Raw genomic sequence first — 26,748 nt, 5'->3', positions numbered from 1 at the left:
CTTTTTACGAGATAGGGAGTGTAAGTGTAAAGGTAGTGCCTTCCTTGTGCTTGCTATGAAATGAAATTGAACCATAGTGTTCCTCCATAATATGCTGACAAATGGATAGGCCAAGCCCCGCTCCTTCGTTTTTAATAGCAGATTCTCTTTCGGCCTGATGACCTCTAAAGTAACGTTCAAAAATAAAGGGCATATCTTCGGGAAGCATCCCATTGCCATTATCTATTACTTGGATATAAAGTGTTTGATCTTCAATATAAGTAGTAATAGTTATGGTATCTCCATTGGAGGTATGCTTTAATGCATTGGTAACAAGGTTGGATATAACCTGCTCTAGCCGTCCCTCATCTACTTGAATAAGGACATTAGGAATCATTGCAGGTTTGATAAAATGAATATTGGTTGTTTGGACATAATAGTGAATCGGCTGCAAAATGTTTGTAAGGACGTCTCGGCTATATTGTTCTTTTAAATGGATGGGGATGTGGCCGAGTTCCTTTAATGTATGAATAAATAAATCATCAATGAGTCTCGACATTTTTTCCGTATTTAACTGCATGATATGAATGTAGGACATAAGTGAATCTTCATCTCGACAAACGCCCTCAGATATAGCGTCCAAATAAGCTTTTATAGTAGTTAGAGGTGTTTTCACATCATGAGAGATATTCGAAATGAGCTTTTTTTGATGTTGCTCCTGTTCATTTCGTTGGATGACTAATTGTTTAATCTCTAATCGCATTTGGTCAAATACGGCATACAATTCACCAAGCTCATCCAATTTCGGATAGCTACTCATTTGTTCGTAATTCCCTTTGACAATTTCCTCGGTGTTTTTTTTCAGCTCATGTAATGGTGTTAAAATGTCTTTCTGTACTTTCCTATTCATATATAGGGCGAAGCATATAATAAAGAAGCTCAGAGCGCCCATCATGACTACTAAAAATAAGTAGTTTGAATTTGGTTGTTTGGATGGAAATAGACTATCTTTGTTTAGGGTAAAAATAGCATTTCCTATTTGTTCATGACTCTCATCATTAACAATAGGAAAAGCAATATTTAATTTTCCCGGTTCTTGTTGTGATGTAAATAAATCATAATGTATATCATTTTTAATTTGAATCGTAGATGTAAGGTCATTCTCTTTTGTATGGAATATTACTTTGCCATCTAGGTGAAGTACGGTCATATCAATTTCTTGGTCATCGCTCATTTGTTGCAGCATACTACGTATCTCGGAATCTCGTTCTAGAATTGAAAGATGATCTTCTATGTACAATAATAACTGGTTCACGGATAATCGAATTTGATTGATGACATATTGATCCTCTGATACTTCTTGAGATTTGTTGGTAGCAAAGAATAGAATAAGAGTTCCTATAAACAATAGTCCAACACAGATGATAAGCGTCCATATCCATTTGTTGATCCATTTTTTTAAGTACATTTGAGTCTCCTATACGTGATTGGATGTACTGAATTTATAACCAACTCCCCAAACGGTTTGAAGATAAACAGGATGAGAAGGATTGATTTCAATTTTTTCTCGAATCCGTCTAATGTAGACTGTAATTGTATTTTCGTCTCCATAGGTGTCATAACCCCAAACTGCATCAAGCAACTGACTTTTGGAGAAGACTTGATTTCTATTTTTAGCTAGAAAAAATAGTAACTCGAACTCTTTTGCTGACAGGGGAATAGGCTTGTTATCGCGCAAAAAAAGATATTCCTGCTTATTAATAATGATATTATCAATGTGAAGGACATCCTTCTGAACGTCATGATCTTGAAGCCATCTATCCTGCCTTCGTAAATGGGCATTAATTCTTGCCACTAGTTCACTTAGTGAAAATGGTTTAGTCATATAATCATCCGCACCAAATCCTAGCCCTAATACTTTATCGGTATCACTCCCTCTAGCACTTAAAATGAGTATTGCCACATTACTATGTTCACGGATCTTACGGCATATTTCGATCCCATCACAATCGGGTAGAGAAAGATCAAGGATCACGAAATCTGGAGCGGATTCTTGCAAATAAAGGATAGCTTCATGGCCAGTTCTTACAATATGTGAATCGAACTGATGAACGCTTAAGTAATCCTTTATAATATTGGCAATATCATTTTCGTCCTCCACAATTAGAACGTTGATGTTCTTCATTAAAATGATCTCTCCTTAATTTAATGTCTAAATCATTTTCTTCTCCGATTAACGAGGAAGAAAAATAAAGTAATGATAAGGAATGCGTAAATGATTATCCAAGCAAAATGCCAGTAAAATACGTTAGGGACTACTTCTATTTGATCGCCAATGCTCATTATTTCTAGTGAAAAATGAACAGGCGGTAGTAGCCACAGGAGACCAGCTTGGATATTGTTTTTTAAAGTAGCGATAACGACAGAAATAATTAGGATACTTATGACACCCCACCAAGTATTTTGCCTATTGTTCACAATCTCTCTTGTGAACAAGGCAGTGAGTGCAATAGCAAGAATCGATAAACTAAAATGAGACAAGAAACCTAATCCTATATGTAATGGTGTTGGTTTTTCGAAAAACGCATCAATGAGAATAGGATAGAAGACTGAAACACAACTTAAGCTAAAAGCAATTAAACCACAAATAATGAAAACTCCAATATTGTAATGTGTTGGACTTTTGGCATGAAGAGTAGTAATCAACTTTTGCCCCTCATCCTCAGCATGAAATAATGTAACAGTAAACCAGCCCATTAAAAAGAACAGAATAAGCGATGTAAATGAATAGCTATCTAATATTGGATTAGGCACAAACGTATAGTTAACGACAAGACAGAGGATGAATATTGTAAAAGGTGGAACGTATTGATAGGTTCTTAAATAATTAATAAATTGATAGCGCAATAAACTGCTCATCTTTTTCGATACCTCCTATTAAAAATGAGAAGAAAATTGTTCTTTTTTGTGATGGCCATTAGCTAAATATTTAATAGAGGCATTTTTTTGTAGTAGTTTTAGCAAAATTTGATCTGAATCCTTTGCCTGCACTATCGATACGATTTCATAATGACCATTCGCTAAAGGTTGTTTTTGTTGAATTTCCATCAAAGGTACAATTTCATCGAGTAATGCTAGGCTTGCAATATCAAATATTAGTCGATATACAGGCTGGCTATTCAAATCCTTTGCTTGAATGAGTTGATTTTCTTGAATAAGTAAAACTGAATCGACAAGACTTTCGAGTAATTTCGTTTCATGGCAAGTTAGGATGATGCTTAGTCCTTTATCTCTTACTGTGGCCAATATTTGTTCGAAATCATTTTGTGCTTTGGCATCAAGCCCCGATAATGGCTCATCCATTATTAGTAAATCTGTTTCTTCTAGCATTGCCTGCATGATCATCACCTTTTGCCTCATTCCTTTTGAGAAGTGGACGATCCTTGTATTTTGAGACTCTTTTAATTGAAACATCTCAAGCAATTCATCTATTTTCTGCAAAAGACGCTTTTTAGGCATACCCCGAATCCGCCCCATATGATAAAGATATTCTTGCGGGGTAAATAAAATATGGGAAGGGGTGACTTCTGGGACATAACCGACTTTTAGCGAAGTTTTATGCGCCACAATTTTACCGCTGTCTGGTTTAATGAAAGCCGCAATAATTTTGAGTAAAGTGCTTTTTCCAGATCCATTTTTTCCGACAAGCGCAATAATTTCTTTGGCTGCAATCGAAAACGATGCATGCTCTAAAACTGTTTTCCCATTAAATTGTTTACTAACGTTTTGTACTTCCAAAATAGTAGCCATCTTCACTCACCTTTATTCTTTAGATAAATCTCGACTATAAAATTATTATAAAGAAATTTGGTCTTTCACTTCAATGAAATTGGATAAATTCCCTATATTTAGATATTATCATACCCGCAATAAAAAAAGTTCTGCCGAATGGAGCAGAACTTTTAACGTTTTATTATAACGAGCGATATTTTTTTAAACTAATAATATTTAAAGTGATGAAAACAATGGCGAAACAAGCAAGTATGCTGAGATTCAGGATAATATCCAGGAAGGCATACCCTTTATACATAACGCCATTCAATGCGTCTGCTGCATAGTAAAGGGGCATGATTCTGCCCATACTTTGAAGCCATTCAGCCATACTATCAAGTGGGAAAATGCCCGAAAAGAATACTTGTGGAACAATAATTAATGGTATAAATTGCATCATTTGAAATTCGGAAGCGGCAAAGCTTGATAATAGCGCACCCAATGATAAGGACACAAGAGCGACTACCATATTAATGAGTAAAACAAGCCAGATAGAGCCTACATGAACAATATCTAGTACATAAATACCAAACAACACGATAATAATCGTTTGTAGAAAGGCAAATAGACCATAGCCGACCATATAACCTGCTACAATTTCTGAACGTTTAATCGGTGTGGCGAGTAAACGTTCCAATGTTCCAGAGGTGCGTTCCTTTAACAGGGCAATGCCAGTAATTAAAAAGACAAAGAAAAAGACAAAGAAGCCAATGAGCATGGGACTAAAAATATCGAAAATGGCAGTATCTTCATCACCATACACATAGTCTGTTTTCAAGCTCCTCATTGCGGCTTGTGATGGCTGTAAAATTTGTGCAAGCTGCATGGTTAAAGCTTTTGACTGGGAAGGATCATCATTTAATAAAGTTAATTTACTACTATTTGGCTCTATTTCTAGCCATCCGTCATACTCTTTATCCTGCAGTTGTTTTTTCGTAAAATGATCGTCTACAACAATCGAAAAATCCGCATTTTTAAGTTTCTCTATTAATGGCGCGGGGGCATCGGAGACAACTAGTGTGATCGTAGCTTCGTTACTATTAAAAATAAAGTACATTAATGACAGTACGAGCAGTGGGGCAAAGAACAATAATGCAAGTGTCCGTTTATCTCGTTTCATCTGTTGGATGATTCTTGTTACAATTGCACCCATTCTCATAATACGTCCCCTCCAGCCATTAAAAATACTTCATCAAAATCCTTTGCTTGGTAATGATCCTTTAATGCTTGGGGTGTACCTTGTGCAATAATTCGACCATTTCTTAACATAGCTAATTGATCACATCTTTCTGCCTCATCCATTGCATGAGTCGTTACTAAAATCGTTTTCTGTTCTTGATCTTTTAAACGAAGGAGCTCTTGCCAAATTTCTTTTTTGAGGACAGGATCAATTCCTACTGTTGGTTCATCTAAAATCAATAGCTTAGGATCTTGAATAAGGGCAATCGCTAACGATAATCTTCTTTTCATTCCGCCTGAATAATTCCCCACTTTACGTTGTAAATCATCGGTAAGACGGACAAGATTGCCAGCATAGGCAACACGCTCCATTCTTTCGGCTTTCGATAAGGGATAAAGCTTAGCGAAAAAATGTAAATTTTCCTCCCCCGTTAAATCTGTATAAAGAGCATCTGATTGTGCCATATAGCCGATATCTTTCAATAATTGTTGGTGGGGTACAACCAAATTTAATACTTCAACAGTGCCGTTATCAGGTTTCAGCATGCCCATTATCATTTTAATTAACGTTGTTTTACCACAGCCTGATGGACCCAGTAAACCCATTAATTGCCCTTTTGGAATCGTTAAAGAAAGGGGGGCAATAACCTTCTTATGTTGGAAACTTTTTTCAAGGTCTTTTATTAAGATGGCATGGTCGACCATACAAATTTCACTCCTTCACTGAACACAATGTTGATTTGATAAAAATTTTAAGGTAGCATGTGAGCAAATACAATAAACAGTTTGCCAGTATGTGTTAAGTATATGGAGGGAAGTACATTGTCCGTACATGACAAGATGAATTTTGAAACAAAACAAGCCATTAAATCGGCATTGATCCAGCAAGTAGAGGAGGTGGGCTTTGAACGTGTGACAGTAAAAAATTTAGCACTAACAGCCCAAATTAATCGAGGAACCTTTTACTTGCATTACTCAGATAAATATAAAGTAATGGAAGATTTGCAGCAGGAACTGTTGATGGAATTAGAACGCTATGTGAAACATGTACAACCAGTAGATGCTTTTCAAACATTGAAAATGGGACAACTCTATCAACCGTTCATCAAGGTTATCACCTGCATAAAAGAGCATGCACCCGCCTATCGTATGTTATTAGGTGAACAGGGAAGCCCTAGCTTTACACAAAAGATGAAAACCATATTTGGCAATCATATTTTGGACAGATTATCGGTAGTTCGCGAGGAAGTGAAGGACCCAGAATTCCAGCAATACTTACAAGCCTTTATAGCATCTGCCATTTTAGGAGTGATTCAAGAATGGTTGGAAAAGGGCAATGACAATTTAACGGTAGAAGAAATGGTCACGATGCATTTTCGGTTAATGCGATTTTTAGGGAATGTAGTAGCTAGCAGTTAAACACAAAAATCTACATAACGTAGAATGGGCCATGTAGATTTTTGCTCCTTATAAAAACTAGAATAACGCTAAGTATGCGAAATAGAACAATGGGAAAATGAAAAAGAACATGATTGGCATCATTCACATCGCCTACCTCATGTTCTAATTAAGCGTATTCAAAATTATTTTCCATAATAATCATTTAATGCAACTTCCAAGCGTTCTTCTAAGTGTGTAGAAATATAATTTAAAACGAATTGCTCTTTTTCCATTTCAATTTGAGAGGATCTGAACATCCTTTTGAAAAAACTAACTTGATTATTCATTGAAAATTGCTGTAATGCTTCTGTACGTAAGGTAGAAACGATTTCATTTTCGATATGACGCTCTCTAATTTTCTGTACAATTTCCTTGACACCATTTTCTTGTAGCTCGGTAATCTGTTGTTGGAGATTTTCATTTTCCTGTTTTAATTCCGAGGTTTCCTTTTGAATTTCCTCAAACTGAAGGGCCGAATCGGAGGATAATCGTTGAATGTTCTCGGCAAGAAATTCCTGATTAATGTTAACTTGTAATGTTCCATGCTTCTCATCCGGCAAAATCTGAAAAAGCCCTGTTTGAATCATTTGCTGTAGGACATTCCCAAGAACATCAATTTTATTGGATAAATCCCCGGAGTCCATAGTCGTTGCCGTAATTTGATGCCTCAACAGCTGACCATTATCATCAATACCAAGCAATAATTTTATACCCTTCACACGATATTCATCCTTTAATAATAAAATCATTCTTAGCCTTAATATAGCTGGTAAGTCTAAACGGATATTTCCATGCTCATTCGGTGTAGCATTGTCGAAAATGTACTGCTCAAACGGCTTTAAATAGTAGCGAAGCATGGCATCTGTAATATCGAACCAGCCAGCGATTTCTGCTATTGTATAGTGATTAGTTTCATCGATGTTCGTTAAATAATCATCATTGTAGAGGCTCTCCTCTAATGGCGTATGCTGTAGCGCAACAAACAATGGGTCATCTTGCACAATTCCAAGTACCATCTCTTTTGCATCATTTACTTTAAGCATCCTTTCACACCCCACTTTATTTTTCCCATAACAAAATGTTCCCTATATAGGTTTCTATTCGATTGGTAGCAATTGTATGCCTAATTTGTGTAGGAAATAATCATTAGAACCATGTACCTTTTAACCTTTTATGACTCTTTCGAAAAAAAATAATTTGTCCTAAGAGGAGATGTGTGGAGTTATTGGGAGAGGGGACTTATTGGATGGTAAAGCCGATTTTTAGCCTTCCTATCCAATAAATCCATATGGCTTCCAGAACTTCGCTATATATAATGATTAGTGATCATATCTATTTTTTCAGTACATTTTTTCTGCTTTTGCATCTAATTCATGCATAAATTTATTGTTTTTATACTGTTCTAATCTTTTATAAGCAAAATCCCATTCAACATTGAATAGTTCTTGAATTAATTGAATGGCTTTATCCTCAGTCCCTGGCAAGGTTATGTTGTTTAGCATAAATGTTGGTACACATGCTTGTACCATAAAATTATTGGCCTTCCACTCTTGATACTCAATCCATGAGTAGGGCATTTTTTCCTGGCTACCACTATGTAATAAAACATGACAAAGCTCATGGCAAAAATCCTGCCATAGCTGTTTAGGTGATAGATCTTGATTTAAAAAAATATAAGCTCTTCCACCTAAAAACAAAACTTGGCTGGGATTATCCCAGAAATATATTAATATGCCTAACTTGCCAGCAATTTCATTGACATCTAGCTGATGTGGTAATAAAATTCCTATTTTTGTATAAAGGCTTTCAATATAATCTTCAGTGTATGTAGTATTTGACATAAAATCATCCCCAAACTCCATGTAGTGAAACGTATGTTCTTATTTAGTTTACAATAAAACCCCACTTCTAGGAAGAAGGGCTAAAAATATACATATTATTTCTTTTCATGTTTGATAATTTCCCAAATGTCACGTAAACGACGTACCGTTTCTTCATCTGATTTAGGAAGCTCTTTATAAAAGACCTGCAATTCTGGATCGTTCGCAAATGCTTGGAAAGCAGCCTCTTCTTTATCTAACGGCTGTTTTTCATCTGTTTCACATAATATATACGCTACACTTACATCGTATTTTTCAGCTAACTTTTGAACACTTCCTATGGAAATTTCATTGCGGCCTTGTTCATAATAGCCGTACGCACTTTCCGAAATATTTAAAAATTTGGCAACATCTGCTTGTGTTAACTTTGCTTCTTTTCTTAAGTCTTTAAGCCTTTGCGATACATTGGACATGATTACACCTCGCTTAAATATGTATTGTTATTATACAACAATTTGTTGGGTTATTAGTTAATTAAAAACAAAAAACAACAAAATGTCTAGTTTTTATTTGACTAACAACAATTTGTTGGGTATTATAAAGACAACAAAATGTTGGGGGTATAATTTTGAAAACAACAAATCGTCGGTTAATACTTAATAATTCTAGAAAACTGAATAACTGCTCACAAAAAAAGTAGTAGAAAAACTTGAGGAATCAATTGGTATCATTATTAGTAAGAGCTAGTATGGAATGATTGAATAAGGAGTACGCACACCATCATTAGAAGTAGCATTAGCAATTGCTTACTATTTGAAATGAGATTGATCAAAATTTTTTACGTAATAAAACAACAAAATGTTGTGTATATAAGAATCCGAATGGAAAACCATTTATGAATCTATTTCCAGTTTTTAACTATCTGATTACATCGCTCCAATTGTTGAAATGACTATTTCTAATTGAGGGTACGAAGGCAGACTTACTATTCTAATAAGCAAACTGGAAAACAGATTTAATAACGAGTGATGAGCACATAAAGACCAAGGAAAGAAAAGGAGAAAAATAAGCGGCAACAATTTTCATTTAGCACAATGTAAATGCTTCCGTTGTAACGGTCAGTGGTTTAATGATAGGGCTGAGAGAATTGTAAGGATACATAGGAGGGCAAAACTTTGATAATAGAGAAAATAAAACTAAATCGTTACCAGCTAGACAAGGCCATTAAAAAATACAATGATAATATGAGCAAATACTTGAGAATGAAGGATGAACTAGATTCATTAACAGCTACAGCATCTACAGCAAAGTATGGCTTTGAGGCAGCAATGCCAAAAGCTATTGGAAGAACAAGTGACCCAGTTCATGCACATGTTCAAATGAGAGCTTTACGTGAGGAGCGTATGAACAAGATTAAAGATGAGCTACTATTAGTTCAAAATTTAGCTGGCAAAGTAACTGGCGACCTCGAACAGGAAGTACTTTTCTGGTTACTAGAAGGTATGTCATTCCGCGGGATTGGTGCAAATCTAAATATGAGTCATACTAGTGTACAACGTGTGCGTGAAAGAATTTTAGATATGATGCTGAGGTAACCTTTGGGTTACTTCTTTTTTTGTGTGTGAATCTTTAAATAGTTGGAGAGTTTTTCTGGGGCTAACAGAAATGAAGAGCTGTTATTTTGTTTCCATCAAGAAGAACATTTAGTATCAGCTATTTAATACTAGTATCCACTGGAGAGTGAAGTGCAATATTAAAACAAATAGAATGACCCAGAAGTTCTTAAGTATCTAACTGTAGAAGATTGGTTAATAAGGTATTACATTTTACTTGCCATATGTTCCAAGTGTGACAGATGTTCCAAACGTTCCAAACATATCATTTTAAGTAATTCATAGTGTAAACTTGGAAGTAGGACGACGAGGTAAAAATAATAAATGAACAGGAAGCGAAACCGTCGACCGATCAATATGCCTCATAAATCTGTTTGAGGCATAAAAATACCAATCCTTATTTTTCAAGAGATTAGATATCTTATCTCGATGGAAATAAAGGGAAAAAAGGGGTGGTTTCAGTAAAGATTTGTAGGAGCTAAATAGGCAAGAGGAGCGGCTACAGAAATCTCATCACACCTATTCCAAGCAATCAATTACAAAGGAAGCTATGAGAAATGGCTAACATTCAAGTGAAATGACGCTTTCCTATTCGGTATAGGGAAGGCGTTTTTTTATTGGAGAAGAATAAGCGATTGACGGTTAAGGTTTGAACCATTTGATGAGTCGACAATCAAAATCTGAAAGTGAGTGATTCGTATGTATATAATGCTATAACCATATGTTTATTAAATTAGTTGAAGGAGGCTTTTCGTGGAAATCTATGATATTCAAAACGCGTTATCTATTAAGCTCCATGAAGCTTTCGGAGCGGAATATAAAGAATATATTGATGATTTGCCGCAGGAGTTTAATACGCCTGCTTTTTTAATTCAATTTTTAAGCCTAGAGCATATCCGACAAATAGGTGGTCGATGGAAAATAACAGCACGTTTTAATGTGAAGTATTTCCCGAAAAATGGCCTATCTGAGGCGTCTAATATGACTTTGAAGGTTCAACAAGCAATAAAAGAAATAACGCTATTAAATGGTTTACTACTGCTTGGTACTGGAGCAACTAGTGAAGTAATTGAAGGAATTGGCAATAATTTTATTCAATATAATTTCTTTTTACAAGAAATTGAAGAGAAAGCTTTTATGGGGTCATTAGATCATTATATAAACAAAGAAGAGGTGGTTTCGATTGGCGAAAGCAATTCAGAAGAAGGTTGAGTCGACGGAAAGTAAAAATAACGAAAAGGTGATTATTGCAAAAATGCCTAAATTTACAAAAGGTCAACTTGCGAAAAGTCAAAAATATAAATATCGACGTGATGCACTCAATGCATTGTTAGAGTTAGAAAAAACCTATTCGTTTGCTCAAGTGGATGAAATACTGAAAAATTTCGATAAGGGAGGTAATTAATATGACGTTAGGTGGAGGAGTATTTTTATCACAAAACAAAGTATTACCAGGGAAATATCATAATTTTATTAGCGCTACTCGTGCATTTGTAAATCTAAGCAATCGTGGTTATGTTGGTTTGCCAATTGCACTTGACTGGGGCGTAGATGGTGAAGTATTTGCTGTAACGGAAGAGGATTTACGAAAGGATTCTCGCAAAATTTTTGGTTATGAGTATATGGACTCAAAATTGAAAGGTATCCGTGATGTATTTAAAAATGCGATTACGGTTTATTTTTACAAACTTGCTTTGGAGGCAGAGGCAGCAACAAATGAATTTGCAACCGCTAAATACAAAGGTGCTCGAGGGAATGATATTACGATTGTTATTCAGGCAAATGTTGATGAGCCATCGAAATTCGATGTTAAAACATTGCTAGCTAATGTGTTAGTAGACGAGCAAATTGCGGTAGCTGCTGCTACAGACTTAATCGCCAATGATTTTGTCGTATTTAAAGCGAATGCGACATTAGCAGCTACAGCTGGTACAGCATTAGCTGGAGGTTCCAATGGCTTAGCCATTACAGGTGGAGCACACCAAGAGGCACTAGATGCTTTAGAAGCATATGGTATTAATACACTAGGCTGCTTATCTTCCGAAAGCTCAATTAAATCGTTGTATGTTGAGTATACAAAGCGTATTCGAGACCAAATAGGTGGTAAGTTCCAACTTGTAGGTCATAAACTTGGCCTCACTGACCATGAAGGTATTATCGATGTACAAAATGATGCTAAAGGAACGAATGAAGAAGTGTTCGGTGCTGTATATTGGGCAACTGGAGCACAGGCTGGAGTTGCTGTAAATAAGTCGAATACTAATAAAACATACAGTGGTGAATTTACTCTTGATATGTCTGAAACAAAGACACAATCACAGCTCACAACTTTATTGAATGCTGGTAAATATGTTTTCCATCGTGTAGGTGAAGAAATTCGCGTACTTGAAGATGTGAATACATTTACATCATTCACAGGTGATAAAAATGAAGATTTCAGTATGAATCAAGTCATTCGTGTACTAGATCAGCTTGCGATTGATACAGCTCAATTATTTAACACTCGTTATTTAGGTCAGGTGCCAAATGATCAAGATGGTCGTATTTCTTTATGGAATGACATTGGTAGTCATCGAAAGGAAATGCAGCGTATTAGAGCTATCCAAAATTACAACAAAGATGAACTAACGGTGGCGCAAGGTAATTCAAAGAAAGCTGTTGTAGTAAATGAAGTCGTGATTCCTACGGTTGCAATGTCACAACTTTACATCACAACAACAGTAGCTTAAGGGGAGGACAAACAGATGAAACCGAAATCAAACAAAACATTAATTCCATTGAATTTACAGTATTTTGCAGATGCTACAATGCATGCTCGTAATGCCATTCATGGTGCACAAGGTCGAGCATACGTGACGGTGGAAGGAAGTCGTTACTTATTTGCTCAATTAATTAATTTAGAAGCCCGTATGGATAAAACTAAAACGCAAGTTCCTATTATGGGGCGTGTAGCTAAGGGTAATAAGGCTACTGGAGCAGAATATTCAGGCAGCGCTACATTCCACTTTAATACGTCAATATTCCGTAAGTTATTAAAGCGATACAAAGACACTGGGCAGGATATTTATTTTGATATCCAAGTGACTAATGAAGATGGCTCAGCGTCAGTAGGTCGCCAAACAACTATTTTAGTTGATTGTAATATGGATGGAGGTATCATCGCTGCATTAGATGCAGATGCGGAGTACTTAGAAGATTCCATTGATTTCACTTTCGAGGATTGGGATATGCCAGAAGAATTTACAACTTTACAAGAAATGTTATAGGATGAGAGCTCATTATGTGAGCTCTTTTAAATATAAATAAAAAGGATATGGTGATTAATTATGTCAAACTTAACCGCATTTTTTGCACACAATAAAAAACAAAATGAAAATATTAAGCATGCTATTTCAAAGAAATTTGTGGATGAACAAGGTCATCCAATTGAATGGGAGTTCGCGCCAATTTCGCCAGAACGGGACGAGGAATTAAAATCTGAATCTACTAAGCGCTCTATGATCATGCAAGGTAAGAGAAAGGGGCAGTATAATACTGATTTTGATCATTTTAAATACCAACGTTTATTAACTGTTGAATCTATTGTATATCCTAATTTAAATGATAAGGAACTACAGGATTCTTATAACGTAATGGGGGCAGATGCTTTACTTGGAAAGATGCTGACAATCGGTGAAATTGCAGATGCCTCAGCGGTAGCACAGGAAGTCAATGGCTATCAAGCGGAGTTAGAGGATATGGTTGAAGAAATAAAAAACTAATAGACGACGGTGATGGTGAAGCTAATATAATGCACTGGTGGGTGCATAAAATGCGTCGCCTTCCGTCTGAATATGTGTCTCTATCCTTGGCAGATAAAGCTTGTATTATAGCGTCTCTACGGATCAAAATCGAAGAAGATAAGAAGCAAGAACGCGAGGCAAAACGAGGGTCTAAAAAAGGTCGAAAGCGTTAGAAAGTAGCTAATTAGCCTAAATGGCTTTCCTAAATACGTATCTTTAAATAAATGATCGTGTAAAAAGAGACATTTATTCATTTAATTTTTGTCAATTTTGGAGTCTTGCAAATTCAACTATGCTGGATAATATATAGTTGGAAATGTCATAAAACGTATAGCTTTACTTGTGAATAGGGAGAGTTAAAGTTCAAACTATTAAACATAGCCAAAAAAGTATCCTTTGAGAAGGATGCTTTTTTTTTATAAAGAGGTGAGAGTTCATGGCTACAATCCGTACGGCAATACAAGTTGAAGATCGTTTAAGTAAACCAATTAAAGCCATGCATAATATGGTTTCCAGGATGGTCAATCAGTTGGAAGCTATGCATGCAGCTTCTGGTCAAATGATGGATATCTCTAGTGTTCAACTAGCTCAAAGAGAATTAGCTAAAACTGCTGAGCAATTTAACAAAGTTGAAAACGAAATTCGTAAGGCTGATCATGCTCTACAAAATTTTAGCAACAACATTAGGGATGGAACTATTGCAGTTAGTGGGTTATTAAATAAAGTTAAGGAGTTAGTAGGTAAATATTTTGATTTTCAAGTAGTTGGGAGAGTACTCTTGTCCAACGAGACTAATACCACATCTAGGTTAATCAATAATGATTTACAAACAACCGAGCAACCATTTACACAAGCAATGGGAAGTGGAAACCTTCAAGGCGAAGGTTTAAACGCCGTATTACAGACTACGTCAAGTGGTGCCCAAAATACTACGAATTACCTTAGTGTATTAATTGATAAAATCAGAGAAATAGGAAGTAGTGGTAAGATTTCTGCAAATAGTATAAGGAATGCTGTGCTTGGGATGGCTATTGATGGTATCTTAGCGAAATTAAGTGAAATTGCAAAAAGCGATCCATTTAAGGAGCTCATGCAAAATGTGACCATTGCTATGGAGAAATTATCTTCAGTTGTCTCCAGTACATTGAATTTTCTTATACCTGATGGAAGTTTAAAGGATAGTTGGTCATTTATAGTTCCTATAATAAGTACTGTTGCAGCAGCAATGTTAGTATATGAGTCTGCTTTACTACTAGTAAAAGCAGCTGAAATAGCCAGTATAATTTGGACTGGTCTAAGAACGCTTGCGATTGGATTATTAACGGCGACTACATGGACGAGTGTCTCTGCAACATCAGCGGCAACAGCTGCAGCATGGGGCTTAAATGCAGCGATAGCAGCCAATCCAATATTTATTTTAGTAATAGCCATTGTTATTCTTATTGGTCTTTTCTATTTAGCGGTAGCTGCTTTCAATTATTTTGCTGGGACCTCGGTTAGTGCTACAGGAATAATAGCTGGGGCATTCATGGTGTTAGGATCATTGATTTATAATAGAGTAGCCTATATGTGGAATTTGTGGGCCTCTTTTGTGGAATTTTTTGTAAATGTATCGAAAAATAAGACGTATTCCGTAAATAAATTGTTTTATAATCTAGCAACTAATATGTTAGATTTAATTATTTCAATGGTAAGTGGATGGGATGGATTTGCTACAAGCTTTGTTAATGCTATTGTTGACGCAGTTAACTTGGCGATACAAGCTTGGAATTGGTTTGTGAATCTATTACCAGAGAATATTTCATCTTCTGTAGGTTTAAAAATGGGTACAGAGTATAGTCACCGAGAGTCCATTACAAGTGATCTAAAAGGTCTTAGAGGAGTTTTGGATAACTGGATTGGAGAAGCTCCTGATGATTATTGGGAAGCACCAAAAATGGAATTTAAGGACCTTGGTAAGTCTTGGGATAAAGGCTACGATTGGGGGGCCAACCTATTCAAATCGGGTGAAGAAAAAAGCAATAATATTAAAGATGACAAGATAAAAAATGACATTGATAATGCGTTAGCTTTAGGTGACAAACTCGATAAAGGTAATGAGTTAGGTAAGAAAACAGCGGACAATACTGAGAGGGCAACGGAAGGTATTAAAATAATGAATGAGGATTTAAAGTATCTCCGTGATATAGCTGAACGTGAAGCAATCAATCGTTATACGACGGCAGAAATCAAAGTAGATATGAAAAATGAAAACCGAATTAGCAGTGAATTAGATATTGATGGCATTATTGATAGATTTGGTCAACGTGTTGAAGAAGTTTCAGGAATGCTAGCAGAAGGGGGTTCAATCGAAGATGTATAATTTTTTTCTAGATGACTTACAGTTTCCAATCGCACCTTCCGAACTCGCTCTGAAGATTAATGGCAGAAACGAAACTGTAGTGTTAATGAATGAGGGAGAAGTAAATGTAATAAAAAAAACAGGACTAACGAATATAGATTTTGAGGTATTACTGCCCAACGTTAACTACCCATTTGCTGTTTATCCGAATGGTTTTCAACCAGCTGCATTTTACCTTAGTAAACTTAAAAAATTAAAAATCTCTGACAAACCTTTTCGATTTCTCGTAAATCGTATGATGCCTACAGGTAATTTATTATTTGACACAAACATGACTGTATCGATTGAGGATTATGAGATTAAGGAATCAGCCGATAATGGCTTTGATGTAATTGTACGAATCCAGTTAAAACAATACAGGGAGTACGGCAATAAAAAAATCAACTTGAAACCAGCTACAAAAGCTAATAATGCAGGAAGTACAGCAAAGGCCGCATCGAAAGCTGTAGTAGAGCAGAAGCGGCCAACTACAGGAAAAGAAACCCCGAAAACGCATACTGTTAAAGCAGGAGAAACATTGTGGGCCATTGCTAAGAAGTACTTAGGTGATGGCTCTAAATACACCGAGTTAGCAAAAATTAATAATATTAGTAATCCAAACGTTATTAAATCTGGGCAGGTGATAAAACTTGGCTAAATCAAAACTATGTATCAAGAGTAAGGGGCAACTATATGAATGTGCCGTAGAGGAAGGTATAGTGTGGGAAACCCATCGAAAAGGCACTCCAGGAAAATTGACATTCAATGTAATAAAGGATGGTATGCTCAGCTTTCATGAGGGTGATGAAGTCATATTCGAATATGATGGACACAAGATTTTCAAAGGTTTTGTTTTTACTAAGAAACGTTCGAATAACAGGATCATTACAGTTACTTGTTACGATCAGTTGCGCTACTTTAAAAATAAAGAAACCTATAGGTATGAGAATAGAACAGCTACTCAAGTACTTCAATTAATTGCAAAGAACTTTAAGTTAAAGACTGGTACTATAGACAATACAAAGTATGTACTACCTTGTATGGTTGAAGATAATCAAGAACTGTTCACGGTTATGGCTAATGCCTTGGCTGAAACGACTCTCAATACTCAAAGGCTATTTGTGCTCTATGATGACTTTGGAGCTTTGAATTTACGTGAAGCTAAGACACTTCAAACAGATTTACTGATAGATGAAGAATCAGGTGAGTCGTTTGAATACACTTCATCCATTGATGAAAATACGTACAACAAAATCAAGTTAGTACGTGAAAATAAAGAAACAGGTGAACGTGCTACTTTCATGGCCGAAAGTGAAAGCAGAATGACTGAATGGGGTGTACTTCAGTTAACAGATAAGTTCGATGAAGGAGTAAACGGCAAAGCTAAAGCAGAAAGCATGCTTAATTTTTATAATCGTAAATCGAGAAAGCTACACATAAATAAAGTATTTGGTAATCCAATTGTACGTGGTGGTAGTCAGGTAGCGGTACTGTTGGATGTTGGTGACTTATCAGTGGCTAATTTCATGATGGTTGAAAGTGTGAGGCATACCTTCAAAGAATCTAATTATAGTATGGATTTATCGCTGATTGGCGGTGATTTCATTGCGTAGTATGGAAGATATATTAAAAGAAATTCAAAAACTTGTGTTGGGAGTTCTGAATGCCCAAAAGCTCGCTACGGTTATTTATGGCAATGTATTAAGTGTAAATCCGCTAGAAGTACAAATTGATCAGAAATTGATTTTAAAAGGAGAACAATTGAAGCTCACCCGTGCTGTAATGGATTATGAAGTAGAGATGGGTGTGGATGGTGGAGCAGAGCAGATATACAAAGTCTATAATGGCTTAATTACGGGTGACAAGGTGACGATGATCCGCGTGCATGGTGGTCAACATTATTTAATCATAGACAAAGAGGTGATTTGATGATTCCACAGGTCATAAATGATGGACTGACATTCGATTTTGAGGAAGAAATTGAACCTTCTAAGACATTTAAAATAAATAAGGAATTAGATCGCTGTTATGGCACCATTGATGAACTAGAGGCCATGAAACAGGCGATTTTTTTTATGCTTAATATCGAGCGATACAATCATTTAATTTATAGTTGGAACACAGGTTTTGAAACCAATGATTTGATCGGCCAGCCAACAGTATATGTCGCCAGCGAAGTAAAACAACGCATCCAAGACGCGTTATTACAGGATGATCGCATTACGGAAGTCGATTCTTTTGAAGTAACAATCACTAAAAATAAAGTGCATGTTCAATACGTAGCCCACACCATTTTTGGTGAAATCACTGCAGAGAAAGAGGTGGATTATTAATGGTAGCACTTTTCGATTTAAAAACCTCCTATGAGGATTTATTAGTTCAAAAACTTTCTAATGTACCCACACAGGATAAACGGGAGACATCTTTGATTTATCAGGCAACAGCTGCTAATACTGCCGAGACAGCTCAAATTCTTTTTACATTGCTGAACTATGAAAATCAAATGTTCGCAGATACGGCATCACGACAAAATTTAATAAGACGAGCAGCTGAACGGGGGCTTAGTCCGACTCCTGCAACGAAAGCTATTCGAAAAGGAATATTCAATATTGATGTTCCCATAGGCACACGGTTTTCACAGGAAGAATGTAACTACGTAGTCCTTGAAAAAATTGAAAAAGGTATTTTTAAGCTGGAGTGTGAAACCGTAGGTGAGATTGGAAATTTCGAGACAGGACAACTAATACCAATTGATTACATGATAGGTCTTGAGACCGCACAGTTAACGGATTTGTTGATTCCAGGAGAGAACGAAGAAGATACAGAAGCTTTTAGATCGCGTTATTTAAATAGCTTTGAAAGCATTTCGTTTGGAGGGAATCGCGCCGATTACAAAGAGCGAGTTGGAAATATACCAGGGGTTGGAGGTGCACGTATCTACCGAGCAAAATACGGAGGTGGCACTGTTGGCGTTACGATTATTGATTCCACTTTTTCGAAACCATCCAATGAATTAGTGGGGTTAGTACAACAGTTGATGGATCCATTAGATGCGCAAGGTGACGGAGTTGGACTTGCTCCTATTGATCACAACGTTACTATCACCGCTGTCAATGAAACGATAGTGAATATCATTACAACAATTACCCTACAATCTGGTTGGTTTTTTGAAGATATAGAGAATGCCATCCAAGAAGTAATTGATAGATACTTTAAGGAGCTCGCGGAACTTTGGGCATCGGCAGTTACAAAACAAGAAGATGAAACAGGGTTGATTATTCGGATAAGTCAAATTGAAACACGTATTCTTGGTATTAATGGAGTCATCGATATAGCTAACACAATATTAAATGGCAAGGCAGCCAACCTTGAACTTGATAAAGAAGCGATACCAAAGAGGGGGACTATAAGTGGCTAGAAAAGTGGATGTTTTAAGCTACCTCCCTCCTATCCTTCACGAAATCAAGGAACTTCAAAAGATTGCATCACTTGAAAATCCATCGTTAGAGCGAGTATGGGAACTGACTGAATCGTTATTTAATAATCAATTTATCCTTACCCTAGATGAAAGTGGTGCCCATCGTTACGAGAGAATGCTTGGTTTAATGACTAATGAATCAGAAACACTTGAAACACGTCGTTTCCGCATTTTATCAAGATATCAAGAACAAGCACCCTATAGTTTTCCCGTTCTGAAACAGCTACTTGATAGCCTACTAGGGGAGGGAAAATATGAGCTTACTCGCAGTACATCTGAAAAGTGGGTCCGAGTAAAGTTAGAGTTAACGATGTCTCGCCAGTTTGAAATTGTAGAGGTTTTACTTGAAAGGGTGACGCCTCAAAATATGCTGTTGTATGTAGAAGTCAGATACAACCAACATATTAACTTAGCGCGCTTTACACACGCTCAACTGGCTGCCTATACACATAAACAATTAAGAGAGGAAGTGTTACCGTAATGCCTACTGAGACTACCAATTATGGGTTTACAAAAGATAGTGAAGATGATTTTTATAATGTAAAAGTTGTTAACGATAATCTAGATAAGATTGATACGGAAATGAAACGAATTGAGGATGAATCAAAGAGTTTTAACGAACAAGTAGCTGATAACACTAATGCTATTGTCAACGCAAATACGAAGCTAGATACCCATATCGAAGATGATTTAGGGCATGTTAGATTTATCGGCGGTACTAACGCCGCTAATGCTTGGGTATGTACATCTGACAATATTCTTTGGGATAAATCTACACCACCGAAACCAAAACAAGGTAGTGCTTACAGGGTTTTCGTTAACCAGGCTAATACTAGCCCCCTTGTGTCATTGAAATTACAAAGTTCAGACGGTACTAAAGTTAGTAGTACGTTCCAAGTATTGAACCAGGATGGAAGTCAATTATCAGCTAATACTTTCGTGTCTGGAGCAATCGCAACAGTAAGTTTCAACGGTACAAATTTTTTCTTGCAGGGTAGCGGAAGCGGGGTGACAGCACGTAGCAACAGGGATTTCAATACCCCCGGAACCCATTTATTCGAGGTTCCAAAAGGCGTCAGTAAAATAACCGCCTACATATGGGGAGCCGGCGGTGGCGGTGGCGGAAATACAAACAACTATCCTGGTGGTGGCGGTGGCGGTGGCGCCTTTCTAATGGCGGTTGTCGATGTAACACCAGGCGAAAAGTTCAATGTCACTGTAGGAGCTGGAGGCACCGGTGCTAATGGTCCTTACAATGGTAGTGTGGGAGGTCATTCAGGGTTCACGTTAGGTTCTACACAATACGTAGCTGGTGGTGGCGGTGGCGGTACTTATGGTCAGAGTTCGGGCTTCGGTAAAGGTGGTCTCGGCGGTCCATATGCCGTCAACGGAGCAATAGGTGGGGCACCAATGTCACCAGAAAACGGAAAACTACACCCATTTGTAGGACTCAAACCGTCTAACTTGCTATATTGTTTCACTGGAGGCGATGGTGGACCAGGCGGAAACTACGGCGGCGGTGGCGGTGGTGGTTCCGCTAGCGACATGTCAGGGGGTGGAGCCGCTGATACAACGAACGGCGCAGGTAAAGCGGGTGCTACTTACTCTAACTTCAAAGGAGCAGACGGAGGCGGCGGTGCCTACTTCAGCGAAGGTGTTGCAGGTTCTTACCCGGGCGGTGGCGGTTCTGGTAGCGGTCACGCCTCGTTCTCTAGTGGTCGCGGTGGTGGTGGACGGGTAATCTTTTATTGGTAATTTAAAAGGAGGTAACACATATGATTATCATTGATAATACAGAGGAAACAAAAGTCAAAGTATTAAGCGTGTTTTCGTTTGGAGAAATTGCGGTCGAGTATGACATGAGTACTTTTCCGCAACCTGAAAACATACCAGGTAAAACGCACGAAATGTTTTACGACAAGGAAACAAAGTCTGGATATTACGAGTACACTGATATTCATAAAACAGCATTAGAACTATTACAAGAAGAGACACAACAACTGAAATTAGCGATAGCTGAATCAGCAGAGGCACAACAACGAGACAAAGTAGAGAATCAAATAGCCGTTGCTGAATTAGTGGAGACATTAACAAACAAGGAGGTTTTATAATGGCTAAATTATATTGGGATTTAATTAAAATGAATTTGCGAACAGTTGACCAGGTGCCCTTGTTGTGGCGTGAAGCTGTACAAGCATTACTCGATAACGAAAACAAGTAAACGCAGCATTAGCTAGCGTTATTTTTTATGCTAGGAAAGATTTATAGAATTTTTCGTTGAAATACTATTTGTTGAAATACTATGATAATAGAAACAAATAGGAAGGAAGTGTAAAAAATGGCGTTAAGTACTTTAATCTTTATTGTTACTATGGTTATGACATCTTACTTCGGTACTAAAGCAGTTATCGAAGTAAAAGGAGCTTTCGAATCTAAATTATCATAGTAATATATCAATTAAATACAATTTCAAAAACACTCTCTTTGAAGAGTGCTTTATTTATGAGCTATGAGAGCAATGGAGATGGGCAACAGTACACTGTACTGAATCTCGATGCTTCTCATGGCTTTTTATTTTAAATAGGGCAAAGGATTGGTGATGTCATGGGAGATGAATTAATCAGAAATATTTATGAACGTCTTGGAGGTATCGAGGCAAAAATTGATGATATTAGAGATATTCGTCAAACTGCGGATAACGCTAAGGATATCGCAGAGGAAGCATTAGCGAGTACTAAAAATGCTCACCATCGATTAAATAAAATCGATAAAATTGTTTGGTGGGTATCTACAACTATTATAGGCGCTGTTATTTTAGGATTGTTAACACTTGTTATCAAAACCTACTAGGGGGATCATACTATGGAATTTTTATATGATTATATTATTGAACAGGCGCTAATTGTGGTGCCTGTTTTATTGGTTATAGGACAGGCTTTAAAGAATACACCTAAAATGCAAGATTGGTTGATTCCCTATATTTTATTAGTATTTGGGATTACGTTTACAATCGGCGTTATGGGTATCACTATGCAAAGTATTGTACAAGGGGTGCTTGTAAGTGGAGCTGCTGTTTTTAGCAATCAATTATATAAACAATACTCACATAAAGAGGGTAATGGAAAATGAGTTATGTCATTGAAAAACGCTTTATGTCAGGACTACCAAGCCATGCTTTAACTGCGATCAAATACGTAATTGCCCATGAATCGGGCAATCCAAATAATTGTGGCCCGAACGCTTTAGAAAATGAAATAACCTATATGAATCGTAACAAAGCAAATGCCTTCACTTCCCATTGGGTAGGCGGTGGAGGACGTATTGTACAAATTGCACCCGTTAATCGTGTGCAATATGGTTGTGGTCCGAAAGGTAACCCATTTAGCTATGCTCAAGTAGAACTAGCTCGAACGAATAATAAGGAACAGTTTAAAAGAGATTATGCCGCTTATATTTGGCTATTAAGGGAGCTTGCAAAAGATGCTGGAATCCCTACTATACTTGATGGTAGTGGCAATGGTATTAAGTCACATCGCTGGATCACAGATCATTTAAAAGGTACGACACATCGAGATCCATTTTCATATTTGATGAGTATGGGGATATCAGAGGGTCAATTTAAAAACGATATTTTGAATGGTATGGATATACCACAACAAATTGAAAAGGATGATGGTTGTATGAAATTTACAAATGAGACAACAAAAGCTGCAGTACGTGATTTAATCAAACAAACCGTAGACAAGAAATTAATAGACAAATCATGGCTAGATAAATTCGATGCGGGTACATTAACTGGCGGAGATTTTGAAGGATTAAAAATCATCATTACACAACGGAGCACTTAATAGCAGAAGCCTATTACCTTAATTGCAAAAGGGCGTATGAATCCTTATTTTTGAAATATGAGGTGTTGTGGTTTCCAATTTGGATTTGATGAGAGACTGTATTTCTTATGAAGAATTTCGAAATAATTGGGTTGAAAACAACTGTGAATGGTTTAATGAGGATAAGAAATTGCAAAATTGGAATTACAAGGACCCAATTCAAAAACAATCAAACTATATAGTAAGAATTTAAAAAGACCAGGTCTCAAATTTTGAGCCTAGGTTTTTTGTTTTTTATTATGAAATTCTTATATACAAGTTGCTGCAATCGTATTTTTTCTTTTATTTAACTTTAAATGTATAAATTACCTTGTAAAACAAGAACATTTGTTCTATAATAAAAAAGAACAAATGTTCTTAAAAAGGAGCTTTTTATAAAAACATAAGGGGATGATATCTTTGGCATTTACAGTCAAAACAGAAGCAGAGAAGATTTTTACAAATTTAATGGGAACAGGAGCTAGTCGATTACCAACAGATCCTGTAGGAGCTGATAATCGAGCAAATTTTCATGGTATTTTTGAAAATAATCCAGCACCAACATCTGAATTACAAATTCAACGAGCGGGAAGTCAGTTACTTTTTTTAACTGCACTTTACCCAAATGCATCAACATCTACAGTGCGAACAAACATATTGGCACGTATTCATCGCATCTTAAATAGATATGCGTCTAATATTGTGAATTATAAAGGAGATGGACTAGCTGGTGGATTAGGTCCTATGGGTCTTTATTCAGCATACGCTTTAGCAAATGATGGAGGATTTGATTACGATCGAGCTGGTACAACAGTTGTAACAAGAACACAATTACTAGCTTATTTGAACACATACTTAAAACCTAATCTCTTAGAAAATGCACTGGCTATACGTTTAAAAGAAGGAAAATTGGATAAGGATTATCGGACTGTTGTCTCAAATCACACTCATTTCAATGATACAAACCATGCTTGTTTTGCGTTAAATGGAATGATTGTTCAGTTAGGAGCTAAGTTCTTTATTCATACGGCTATTAAAGGGGCCGGGAATACTATTTACACTGATTTTAATGCTTTCTTTAACACTTTAGCCATTAATTTACGTACTAAATTTGGTAATACCCGATTGAATAATGGTCTAACTGAATTGTGTTTACCTATAGGTGGTGGTATTTACAAAGACAGTATTGCCTATGGTTCATATGCTCAAGTAAGAGGTTACTTCCCAGCGGCTGGATATAATTCACTTATCGTAATGGGGCTTAATTTTGCAGCGAGAGCCTACCGTTGTGCAGAGCTACGTTTATCCGCCACAGCTCCACAATTAAGGAAAGTAGTTGCTTTACCTACTCATGTATGTTCATCAGTCGCTACAGAATTAGCCAATTATTATAAAACGTACACAGCTTATTCTAATCAAGCTTTTGAATTAGGTGGACCTAAATTTGTTGCATTAGGTGCAAGTGAAGATAATGGGTGGCTAAAGGTGGCTAAAGATTGGTATGACTATCAAAAACCTCCGCAAGTAGCGTCGAACTATTTAGAAGGTGTATTTGGTAAAGATACGCCTACAAGTTCAGGTCTCTTTTTAAATCTTGCTTATCAAGATGCTTACGATCCAATTTCTGTAACTTCTTACCTCTATTCAATGACTTGGAATGGAGATCATACTTTGGTTAATACGACTATCGGGAATGCAATTAAAGCAAAATCAGGAACATCTCTGGCTGCTCCATATTATGTAGCATCATCACATGTTGGTTTCAAAGCAAATGCTGGGGCATCTCGAGTACTTCAGGGCTTAGCTGGTGCCATGAATAATGGAGTAACAACACTTAATTAAAACATATTTTAAAAAATGACTGTGTTAACAAAGAAAGAATTTATTTAAAAATTTAAGTCCATTAGCTTAATTGGTAATGGGCTTTTTCTATTAAATCGGTATTATTTTCAGTATATATCTTTGGTTATTACTTAATTATTACTTAAAAATATTATTCAATCTAATACTACTAAAATATAGGAAGTTCAAAAAAGGAGAATGTTTGATGAAACAGGTATTTATAAAACCAGCTGAAGGTATTTATACAAGCCTTTATGGCATGAGAAGTGGTTCAATGCATTATGGAGTTGACATTGCAAATAGTAGCTCCAATGTACCAGTACATGCTTCCTCTGCGGGTGTGATTAACAAAGCCGTTGGTGGTTGTTCTAATAATGGCTCTATCGGTAATACATGTAATGGCGGTTATGGAAACTATGTGATAGTTCGACACAGTATTGATGGGAAAACATATGATACACTTTATGCTCATTTACAATCTATTAGTGTCTCTGTTGGTCAATCTGTCAATCAAGGTGATAAAATTGGTGTTATGGGGAACAGTGGGAGTTCAACTGGTCAACACGTGCACTTTGAAATATATGAAAAAGCACGAGTGTCTCAATCAGAGGCGGTAGACCCTATGCCTTATTTAAACGGGGACAAGCCAACAGTTAGCTACCATACTTATGATGGAACTTGGGCAACGATTACAATTACTCAGAAGGCAAATGTGTTCAAAAACGTTGGCTATGAAATTATTGGCCAACTTGAAGCTGGTGGAAAATACAAAGTGTATGGTCAAAGAGAGTATGCAGCTGATGGAACTCTATTCTATAATGTTGGGTCTGGTTATGTTCACCATGCTTACGGAACTATTGCTAATCACCATGCAACTGTTACATCTACTATTAATACGTATAGCACTCCTAACGGAGCGCTTAAACGTCAATTAGCACCAGGAACTTATAAAGTACATGCCGCCAAAGATGGTTGGTACAATTTAGGTGCAGAATGGGTTAAAGCTGATCAAGTATTAGTAACTAAAAACTAAATTCAAAAGATATTTAATATGATTAAAGACTAGCCTAGCAATGATGTCGGTCTCTTTCGGTTAGTAATTTTAATGACAGGATGGAAAAAAGATTTAAAAGGATTATCAAAAGAGACCTATCAATAAGGATTTTATATGTAATTTATAGTTAAACGATGTAATGAATCACTGTAGTTTAATAAACAAAATTTTAAAAAACCAGGTACTCATTGAACTGCCCCGTAAAAGTTAGACATCAATCTAACTTTTACGGGGGTTTTTTTTATGGCAAAAGTAAGTGTTGAACAACGTATTTAAGCAGTTCAACGATATTTAAATGGAAATGAACCTATGATCGAAATTGCGAAAGATATAAGTGTGACAGCTCAGGTTGTCAGCGAATGGGTTCGCCGTTATCAAAAAAATGGCGTAGAGACTTTCTTAAAGTCCTATACAAACTATTCAGCTGACTATAAAATGAATGTACTTAATTATATGAACGAGACAGGTACATCTTCGAGAGACA

At 36.5% G+C, this 26,748-nt stretch carries 31 protein-coding genes; 22 read left to right on the top strand and 9 right to left on the bottom strand.

Annotated features, from left to right (window positions below; all coding sequences use genetic code 11):
* Positions 1 to 4: 4 nt before the first annotated feature.
* The 6 genes from C9J29_RS00155 to C9J29_RS00130 form a co-directional block, all read right to left on the bottom strand.
* Positions 5 to 1,447 (bottom strand): HAMP domain-containing sensor histidine kinase, encoded by a 1,443-nt coding sequence (locus C9J29_RS00155; protein WP_107921473.1) that lies wholly within the window; start codon positions 1,445 to 1,447, stop codon positions 5 to 7.
* 9 nt (positions 1,448 to 1,456) lie between these two features.
* On the bottom strand, positions 1,457 to 2,164 hold the full coding sequence (locus tag C9J29_RS00150; protein ID WP_008174542.1) for a response regulator transcription factor: 708 nt from the start codon (positions 2,162 to 2,164) through the stop codon (positions 1,457 to 1,459).
* 32 nt (positions 2,165 to 2,196) lie between these two features.
* Positions 2,197 to 2,898 (bottom strand): resistance to Congo red protein, encoded by a 702-nt coding sequence (locus C9J29_RS00145; protein ID WP_043989765.1) that lies wholly within the window; start codon positions 2,896 to 2,898, stop codon positions 2,197 to 2,199.
* A gap of 18 nt (positions 2,899 to 2,916) precedes the next feature.
* Positions 2,917 to 3,789 carry an ABC transporter ATP-binding protein gene (locus C9J29_RS00140; protein ID WP_008174539.1) on the bottom strand — a complete coding sequence of 291 codons (873 nt, stop codon included), beginning with the start codon at positions 3,787 to 3,789 and terminating at the stop codon, positions 2,917 to 2,919.
* A 163-nt stretch (positions 3,790 to 3,952) separates the two neighbouring features.
* Entirely contained in the window at positions 3,953 to 4,969 is a 1,017-nt protein-coding gene (locus C9J29_RS00135) for an ABC transporter permease (RefSeq protein WP_008174538.1), read from the bottom strand.
* Positions 4,966 to 5,694: an ABC transporter ATP-binding protein gene (locus C9J29_RS00130; RefSeq protein ID WP_107921472.1), complete on the bottom strand. Its 729-nt coding sequence runs from the start codon at positions 5,692 to 5,694 to the stop codon at positions 4,966 to 4,968. Before C9J29_RS00130 ends, C9J29_RS00135 begins: the two co-directional genes overlap by 4 nt.
* A 117-nt stretch (positions 5,695 to 5,811) precedes the next feature.
* Between C9J29_RS00130 and C9J29_RS00125 the strand changes: the two genes are divergently transcribed.
* On the top strand, positions 5,812 to 6,408 hold the full coding sequence (locus C9J29_RS00125; RefSeq protein ID WP_089985450.1) for a TetR/AcrR family transcriptional regulator: 597 nt from the start codon (positions 5,812 to 5,814) through the stop codon (positions 6,406 to 6,408).
* Between the two features lie 164 nt (positions 6,409 to 6,572).
* Here the strand turns inward: C9J29_RS00125 and C9J29_RS00120 are convergent, their stop codons facing one another.
* The 3 genes from C9J29_RS00120 to C9J29_RS00110 all read right to left on the bottom strand — a co-directional run bounded on the left by C9J29_RS00120 (position 6,573) and on the right by C9J29_RS00110 (position 8,722).
* On the bottom strand, positions 6,573 to 7,472 hold the full coding sequence (locus C9J29_RS00120; RefSeq protein ID WP_008174535.1) for a hypothetical protein: 900 nt from the start codon (positions 7,470 to 7,472) through the stop codon (positions 6,573 to 6,575).
* A 297-nt stretch (positions 7,473 to 7,769) separates the two neighbouring features.
* Positions 7,770 to 8,270: an ImmA/IrrE family metallo-endopeptidase gene (locus C9J29_RS00115; protein ID WP_107921471.1), complete on the bottom strand. Its 501-nt coding sequence runs from the start codon at positions 8,268 to 8,270 to the stop codon at positions 7,770 to 7,772.
* 95 nt (positions 8,271 to 8,365) lie between these two features.
* The gene (locus C9J29_RS00110; protein WP_008174533.1) at positions 8,366 to 8,722 is read right to left on the bottom strand and encodes a helix-turn-helix domain-containing protein; all 357 of its coding nucleotides are present in this window, start codon (positions 8,720 to 8,722) and stop codon (positions 8,366 to 8,368) included.
* A 702-nt stretch (positions 8,723 to 9,424) separates the two neighbouring features.
* Between C9J29_RS00110 and C9J29_RS00105 the strand changes: the two genes are divergently transcribed.
* The 21 genes from C9J29_RS00105 to C9J29_RS00010 all read left to right on the top strand — a co-directional run bounded on the left by C9J29_RS00105 (position 9,425) and on the right by C9J29_RS00010 (position 26,243).
* Positions 9,425 to 9,844, top strand: coding sequence for a helix-turn-helix domain-containing protein (locus C9J29_RS00105; protein WP_237068717.1), 420 nt, complete (start codon positions 9,425 to 9,427; stop codon positions 9,842 to 9,844).
* 771 nt (positions 9,845 to 10,615) lie between these two features.
* Positions 10,616 to 11,074 (top strand): phage tail terminator family protein, encoded by a 459-nt coding sequence (locus C9J29_RS00100; RefSeq protein WP_008174530.1) that lies wholly within the window; start codon positions 10,616 to 10,618, stop codon positions 11,072 to 11,074.
* Positions 11,046 to 11,267: a hypothetical protein gene (locus C9J29_RS00095; RefSeq protein ID WP_107921470.1), complete on the top strand. Its 222-nt coding sequence runs from the start codon at positions 11,046 to 11,048 to the stop codon at positions 11,265 to 11,267. The genes C9J29_RS00100 and C9J29_RS00095 overlap by 29 nt, the downstream gene beginning before the upstream one ends.
* Before the next feature lies 1 nt (position 11,268).
* A complete protein-coding gene (locus C9J29_RS00090) occupies positions 11,269 to 12,591 on the top strand; it encodes a phage tail sheath family protein (protein ID WP_107921469.1) in 1,323 nt (440 codons plus the stop codon).
* Between the two features lie 15 nt (positions 12,592 to 12,606).
* The gene (locus C9J29_RS00085) at positions 12,607 to 13,128 is read left to right on the top strand and encodes a phage tail tube protein (RefSeq protein WP_107921468.1); all 522 of its coding nucleotides are present in this window, start codon (positions 12,607 to 12,609) and stop codon (positions 13,126 to 13,128) included.
* Positions 13,129 to 13,188: 60 nt separating this feature from the next.
* A complete protein-coding gene (locus C9J29_RS00080; RefSeq protein WP_008174526.1) occupies positions 13,189 to 13,623 on the top strand; it encodes a phage tail assembly chaperone in 435 nt (144 codons plus the stop codon).
* Positions 13,624 to 14,080: 457 nt separating this feature from the next.
* The gene (locus tag C9J29_RS00075) at positions 14,081 to 16,006 is read left to right on the top strand and encodes a phage tail tape measure protein (protein ID WP_107921467.1); all 1,926 of its coding nucleotides are present in this window, start codon (positions 14,081 to 14,083) and stop codon (positions 16,004 to 16,006) included.
* Positions 15,999 to 16,682 carry a LysM peptidoglycan-binding domain-containing protein gene (locus tag C9J29_RS00070; protein WP_107921466.1) on the top strand — a complete coding sequence of 228 codons (684 nt, stop codon included), beginning with the start codon at positions 15,999 to 16,001 and terminating at the stop codon, positions 16,680 to 16,682. Before C9J29_RS00075 ends, C9J29_RS00070 begins: the two co-directional genes overlap by 8 nt.
* The gene (locus C9J29_RS00065) at positions 16,675 to 17,637 is read left to right on the top strand and encodes an XkdQ/YqbQ family protein (protein ID WP_008174522.1); all 963 of its coding nucleotides are present in this window, start codon (positions 16,675 to 16,677) and stop codon (positions 17,635 to 17,637) included. The genes C9J29_RS00070 and C9J29_RS00065 overlap by 8 nt, the downstream gene beginning before the upstream one ends.
* A 1-nt stretch (position 17,638) precedes the next feature.
* A complete protein-coding gene (locus tag C9J29_RS00060) occupies positions 17,639 to 17,953 on the top strand; it encodes a DUF2577 domain-containing protein (RefSeq protein ID WP_107921728.1) in 315 nt (104 codons plus the stop codon).
* Positions 17,953 to 18,357, top strand: a complete 405-nt coding sequence (locus tag C9J29_RS00055; RefSeq protein ID WP_008174518.1) for a DUF2634 domain-containing protein — start codon at positions 17,953 to 17,955, stop codon at positions 18,355 to 18,357. The genes C9J29_RS00060 and C9J29_RS00055 overlap by 1 nt, the downstream gene beginning before the upstream one ends.
* Entirely contained in the window at positions 18,357 to 19,442 is a 1,086-nt protein-coding gene (locus C9J29_RS00050) for a baseplate J/gp47 family protein (RefSeq protein WP_107921465.1), read from the top strand. The genes C9J29_RS00055 and C9J29_RS00050 overlap by 1 nt, the downstream gene beginning before the upstream one ends.
* Positions 19,435 to 19,983: a putative phage tail protein gene (locus C9J29_RS00045; protein WP_107921464.1), complete on the top strand. Its 549-nt coding sequence runs from the start codon at positions 19,435 to 19,437 to the stop codon at positions 19,981 to 19,983. Before C9J29_RS00050 ends, C9J29_RS00045 begins: the two co-directional genes overlap by 8 nt.
* A complete protein-coding gene (locus C9J29_RS00040) occupies positions 19,983 to 21,257 on the top strand; it encodes a glycine-rich domain-containing protein (RefSeq protein ID WP_107921463.1) in 1,275 nt (424 codons plus the stop codon). The genes C9J29_RS00045 and C9J29_RS00040 overlap by 1 nt, the downstream gene beginning before the upstream one ends.
* 20 nt (positions 21,258 to 21,277) lie before the next feature.
* Positions 21,278 to 21,613, top strand: a complete 336-nt coding sequence (locus C9J29_RS00035; RefSeq protein ID WP_107921462.1) for a hypothetical protein — start codon at positions 21,278 to 21,280, stop codon at positions 21,611 to 21,613.
* Positions 21,613 to 21,723: a CD1375 family protein gene (locus tag C9J29_RS24880; RefSeq protein WP_008174510.1), complete on the top strand. Its 111-nt coding sequence runs from the start codon at positions 21,613 to 21,615 to the stop codon at positions 21,721 to 21,723. Before C9J29_RS00035 ends, C9J29_RS24880 begins: the two co-directional genes overlap by 1 nt.
* Positions 21,724 to 22,106: 383 nt before the next feature.
* The gene (locus C9J29_RS00030; RefSeq protein WP_012293483.1) at positions 22,107 to 22,352 is read left to right on the top strand and encodes a hemolysin XhlA family protein; all 246 of its coding nucleotides are present in this window, start codon (positions 22,107 to 22,109) and stop codon (positions 22,350 to 22,352) included.
* 12 nt (positions 22,353 to 22,364) lie between these two features.
* On the top strand, positions 22,365 to 22,631 hold the full coding sequence (locus tag C9J29_RS00025; RefSeq protein ID WP_008174508.1) for a phage holin family protein: 267 nt from the start codon (positions 22,365 to 22,367) through the stop codon (positions 22,629 to 22,631).
* Positions 22,628 to 23,350 carry a peptidoglycan recognition protein family protein gene (locus tag C9J29_RS00020; protein WP_107921461.1) on the top strand — a complete coding sequence of 241 codons (723 nt, stop codon included), beginning with the start codon at positions 22,628 to 22,630 and terminating at the stop codon, positions 23,348 to 23,350. The genes C9J29_RS00025 and C9J29_RS00020 overlap by 4 nt, the downstream gene beginning before the upstream one ends.
* A gap of 438 nt (positions 23,351 to 23,788) precedes the next feature.
* Complete coding sequence (locus tag C9J29_RS00015; RefSeq protein ID WP_107921460.1) at positions 23,789 to 25,210, top strand: calcium-binding protein; 1,422 nt, start codon at positions 23,789 to 23,791, stop codon at positions 25,208 to 25,210.
* Between the two features lie 205 nt (positions 25,211 to 25,415).
* Entirely contained in the window at positions 25,416 to 26,243 is an 828-nt protein-coding gene (locus tag C9J29_RS00010; protein WP_107921459.1) for a M23 family metallopeptidase, read from the top strand.
* Positions 26,244 to 26,748: the final 505 nt, after the last annotated feature.

Origin of the sequence: Lysinibacillus fusiformis, from assembly GCF_003049525.1 — a bacterium.
GTDB classification, from domain to species: Bacteria; Bacillota; Bacilli; order Bacillales_A; family Planococcaceae; genus Lysinibacillus; species Lysinibacillus fusiformis.
Note: the sequence above shows the minus strand (reverse complement) of the source record. Positions and strands in the feature narration are given on the sequence as shown.

Excerpts from the sequence above, each read along its gene's own strand:
- C9J29_RS00085 (WP_107921468.1), top strand. The coding sequence starts at position 12,607 with ATGAAACCGAAATCAAACAAAACATTAATTCCATTGAATTTACAGTAT.
- C9J29_RS00040 (WP_107921463.1), top strand. The coding sequence starts at position 19,983 with ATGCCTACTGAGACTACCAATTATGGGTTTACAAAAGATAGTGAAGAT.
- C9J29_RS00080 (WP_008174526.1), top strand. The coding sequence starts at position 13,189 with ATGTCAAACTTAACCGCATTTTTTGCACACAATAAAAAACAAAATGAA.
- C9J29_RS00110 (WP_008174533.1), bottom strand. The coding sequence starts at position 8,722 with ATGTCCAATGTATCGCAAAGGCTTAAAGACTTAAGAAAAGAAGCAAAG.
- C9J29_RS00030 (WP_012293483.1), top strand. The coding sequence starts at position 22,107 with ATGGGAGATGAATTAATCAGAAATATTTATGAACGTCTTGGAGGTATC.
- C9J29_RS00060 (WP_107921728.1), top strand. The coding sequence starts at position 17,639 with ATGGAAGATATATTAAAAGAAATTCAAAAACTTGTGTTGGGAGTTCTG.
- C9J29_RS00120 (WP_008174535.1), bottom strand. The coding sequence starts at position 7,472 with ATGCTTAAAGTAAATGATGCAAAAGAGATGGTACTTGGAATTGTGCAA.
- C9J29_RS00115 (WP_107921471.1), bottom strand. The coding sequence starts at position 8,270 with ATGTCAAATACTACATACACTGAAGATTATATTGAAAGCCTTTATACA.
- C9J29_RS00020 (WP_107921461.1), top strand. The coding sequence starts at position 22,628 with ATGAGTTATGTCATTGAAAAACGCTTTATGTCAGGACTACCAAGCCAT.
- C9J29_RS00130 (WP_107921472.1), bottom strand. The coding sequence starts at position 5,694 with ATGGTCGACCATGCCATCTTAATAAAAGACCTTGAAAAAAGTTTCCAA.
- C9J29_RS00150 (WP_008174542.1), bottom strand. The coding sequence starts at position 2,164 with ATGAAGAACATCAACGTTCTAATTGTGGAGGACGAAAATGATATTGCC.
- C9J29_RS00070 (WP_107921466.1), top strand. The coding sequence starts at position 15,999 with ATGTATAATTTTTTTCTAGATGACTTACAGTTTCCAATCGCACCTTCC.
- C9J29_RS00075 (WP_107921467.1), top strand. The coding sequence starts at position 14,081 with ATGGCTACAATCCGTACGGCAATACAAGTTGAAGATCGTTTAAGTAAA.
- C9J29_RS24880 (WP_008174510.1), top strand. The coding sequence starts at position 21,613 with ATGGCTAAATTATATTGGGATTTAATTAAAATGAATTTGCGAACAGTT.
- C9J29_RS00035 (WP_107921462.1), top strand. The coding sequence starts at position 21,278 with ATGATTATCATTGATAATACAGAGGAAACAAAAGTCAAAGTATTAAGC.
- C9J29_RS00025 (WP_008174508.1), top strand. The coding sequence starts at position 22,365 with ATGGAATTTTTATATGATTATATTATTGAACAGGCGCTAATTGTGGTG.
- C9J29_RS00135 (WP_008174538.1), bottom strand. The coding sequence starts at position 4,969 with ATGAGAATGGGTGCAATTGTAACAAGAATCATCCAACAGATGAAACGA.
- C9J29_RS00155 (WP_107921473.1), bottom strand. The coding sequence starts at position 1,447 with ATGTACTTAAAAAAATGGATCAACAAATGGATATGGACGCTTATCATC.
- C9J29_RS00010 (WP_107921459.1), top strand. The coding sequence starts at position 25,416 with ATGAAACAGGTATTTATAAAACCAGCTGAAGGTATTTATACAAGCCTT.
- C9J29_RS00145 (WP_043989765.1), bottom strand. The coding sequence starts at position 2,898 with ATGAGCAGTTTATTGCGCTATCAATTTATTAATTATTTAAGAACCTAT.
- C9J29_RS00140 (WP_008174539.1), bottom strand. The coding sequence starts at position 3,789 with ATGGCTACTATTTTGGAAGTACAAAACGTTAGTAAACAATTTAATGGG.
- C9J29_RS00090 (WP_107921469.1), top strand. The coding sequence starts at position 11,269 with ATGACGTTAGGTGGAGGAGTATTTTTATCACAAAACAAAGTATTACCA.
- C9J29_RS00055 (WP_008174518.1), top strand. The coding sequence starts at position 17,953 with ATGATTCCACAGGTCATAAATGATGGACTGACATTCGATTTTGAGGAA.
- C9J29_RS00050 (WP_107921465.1), top strand. The coding sequence starts at position 18,357 with ATGGTAGCACTTTTCGATTTAAAAACCTCCTATGAGGATTTATTAGTT.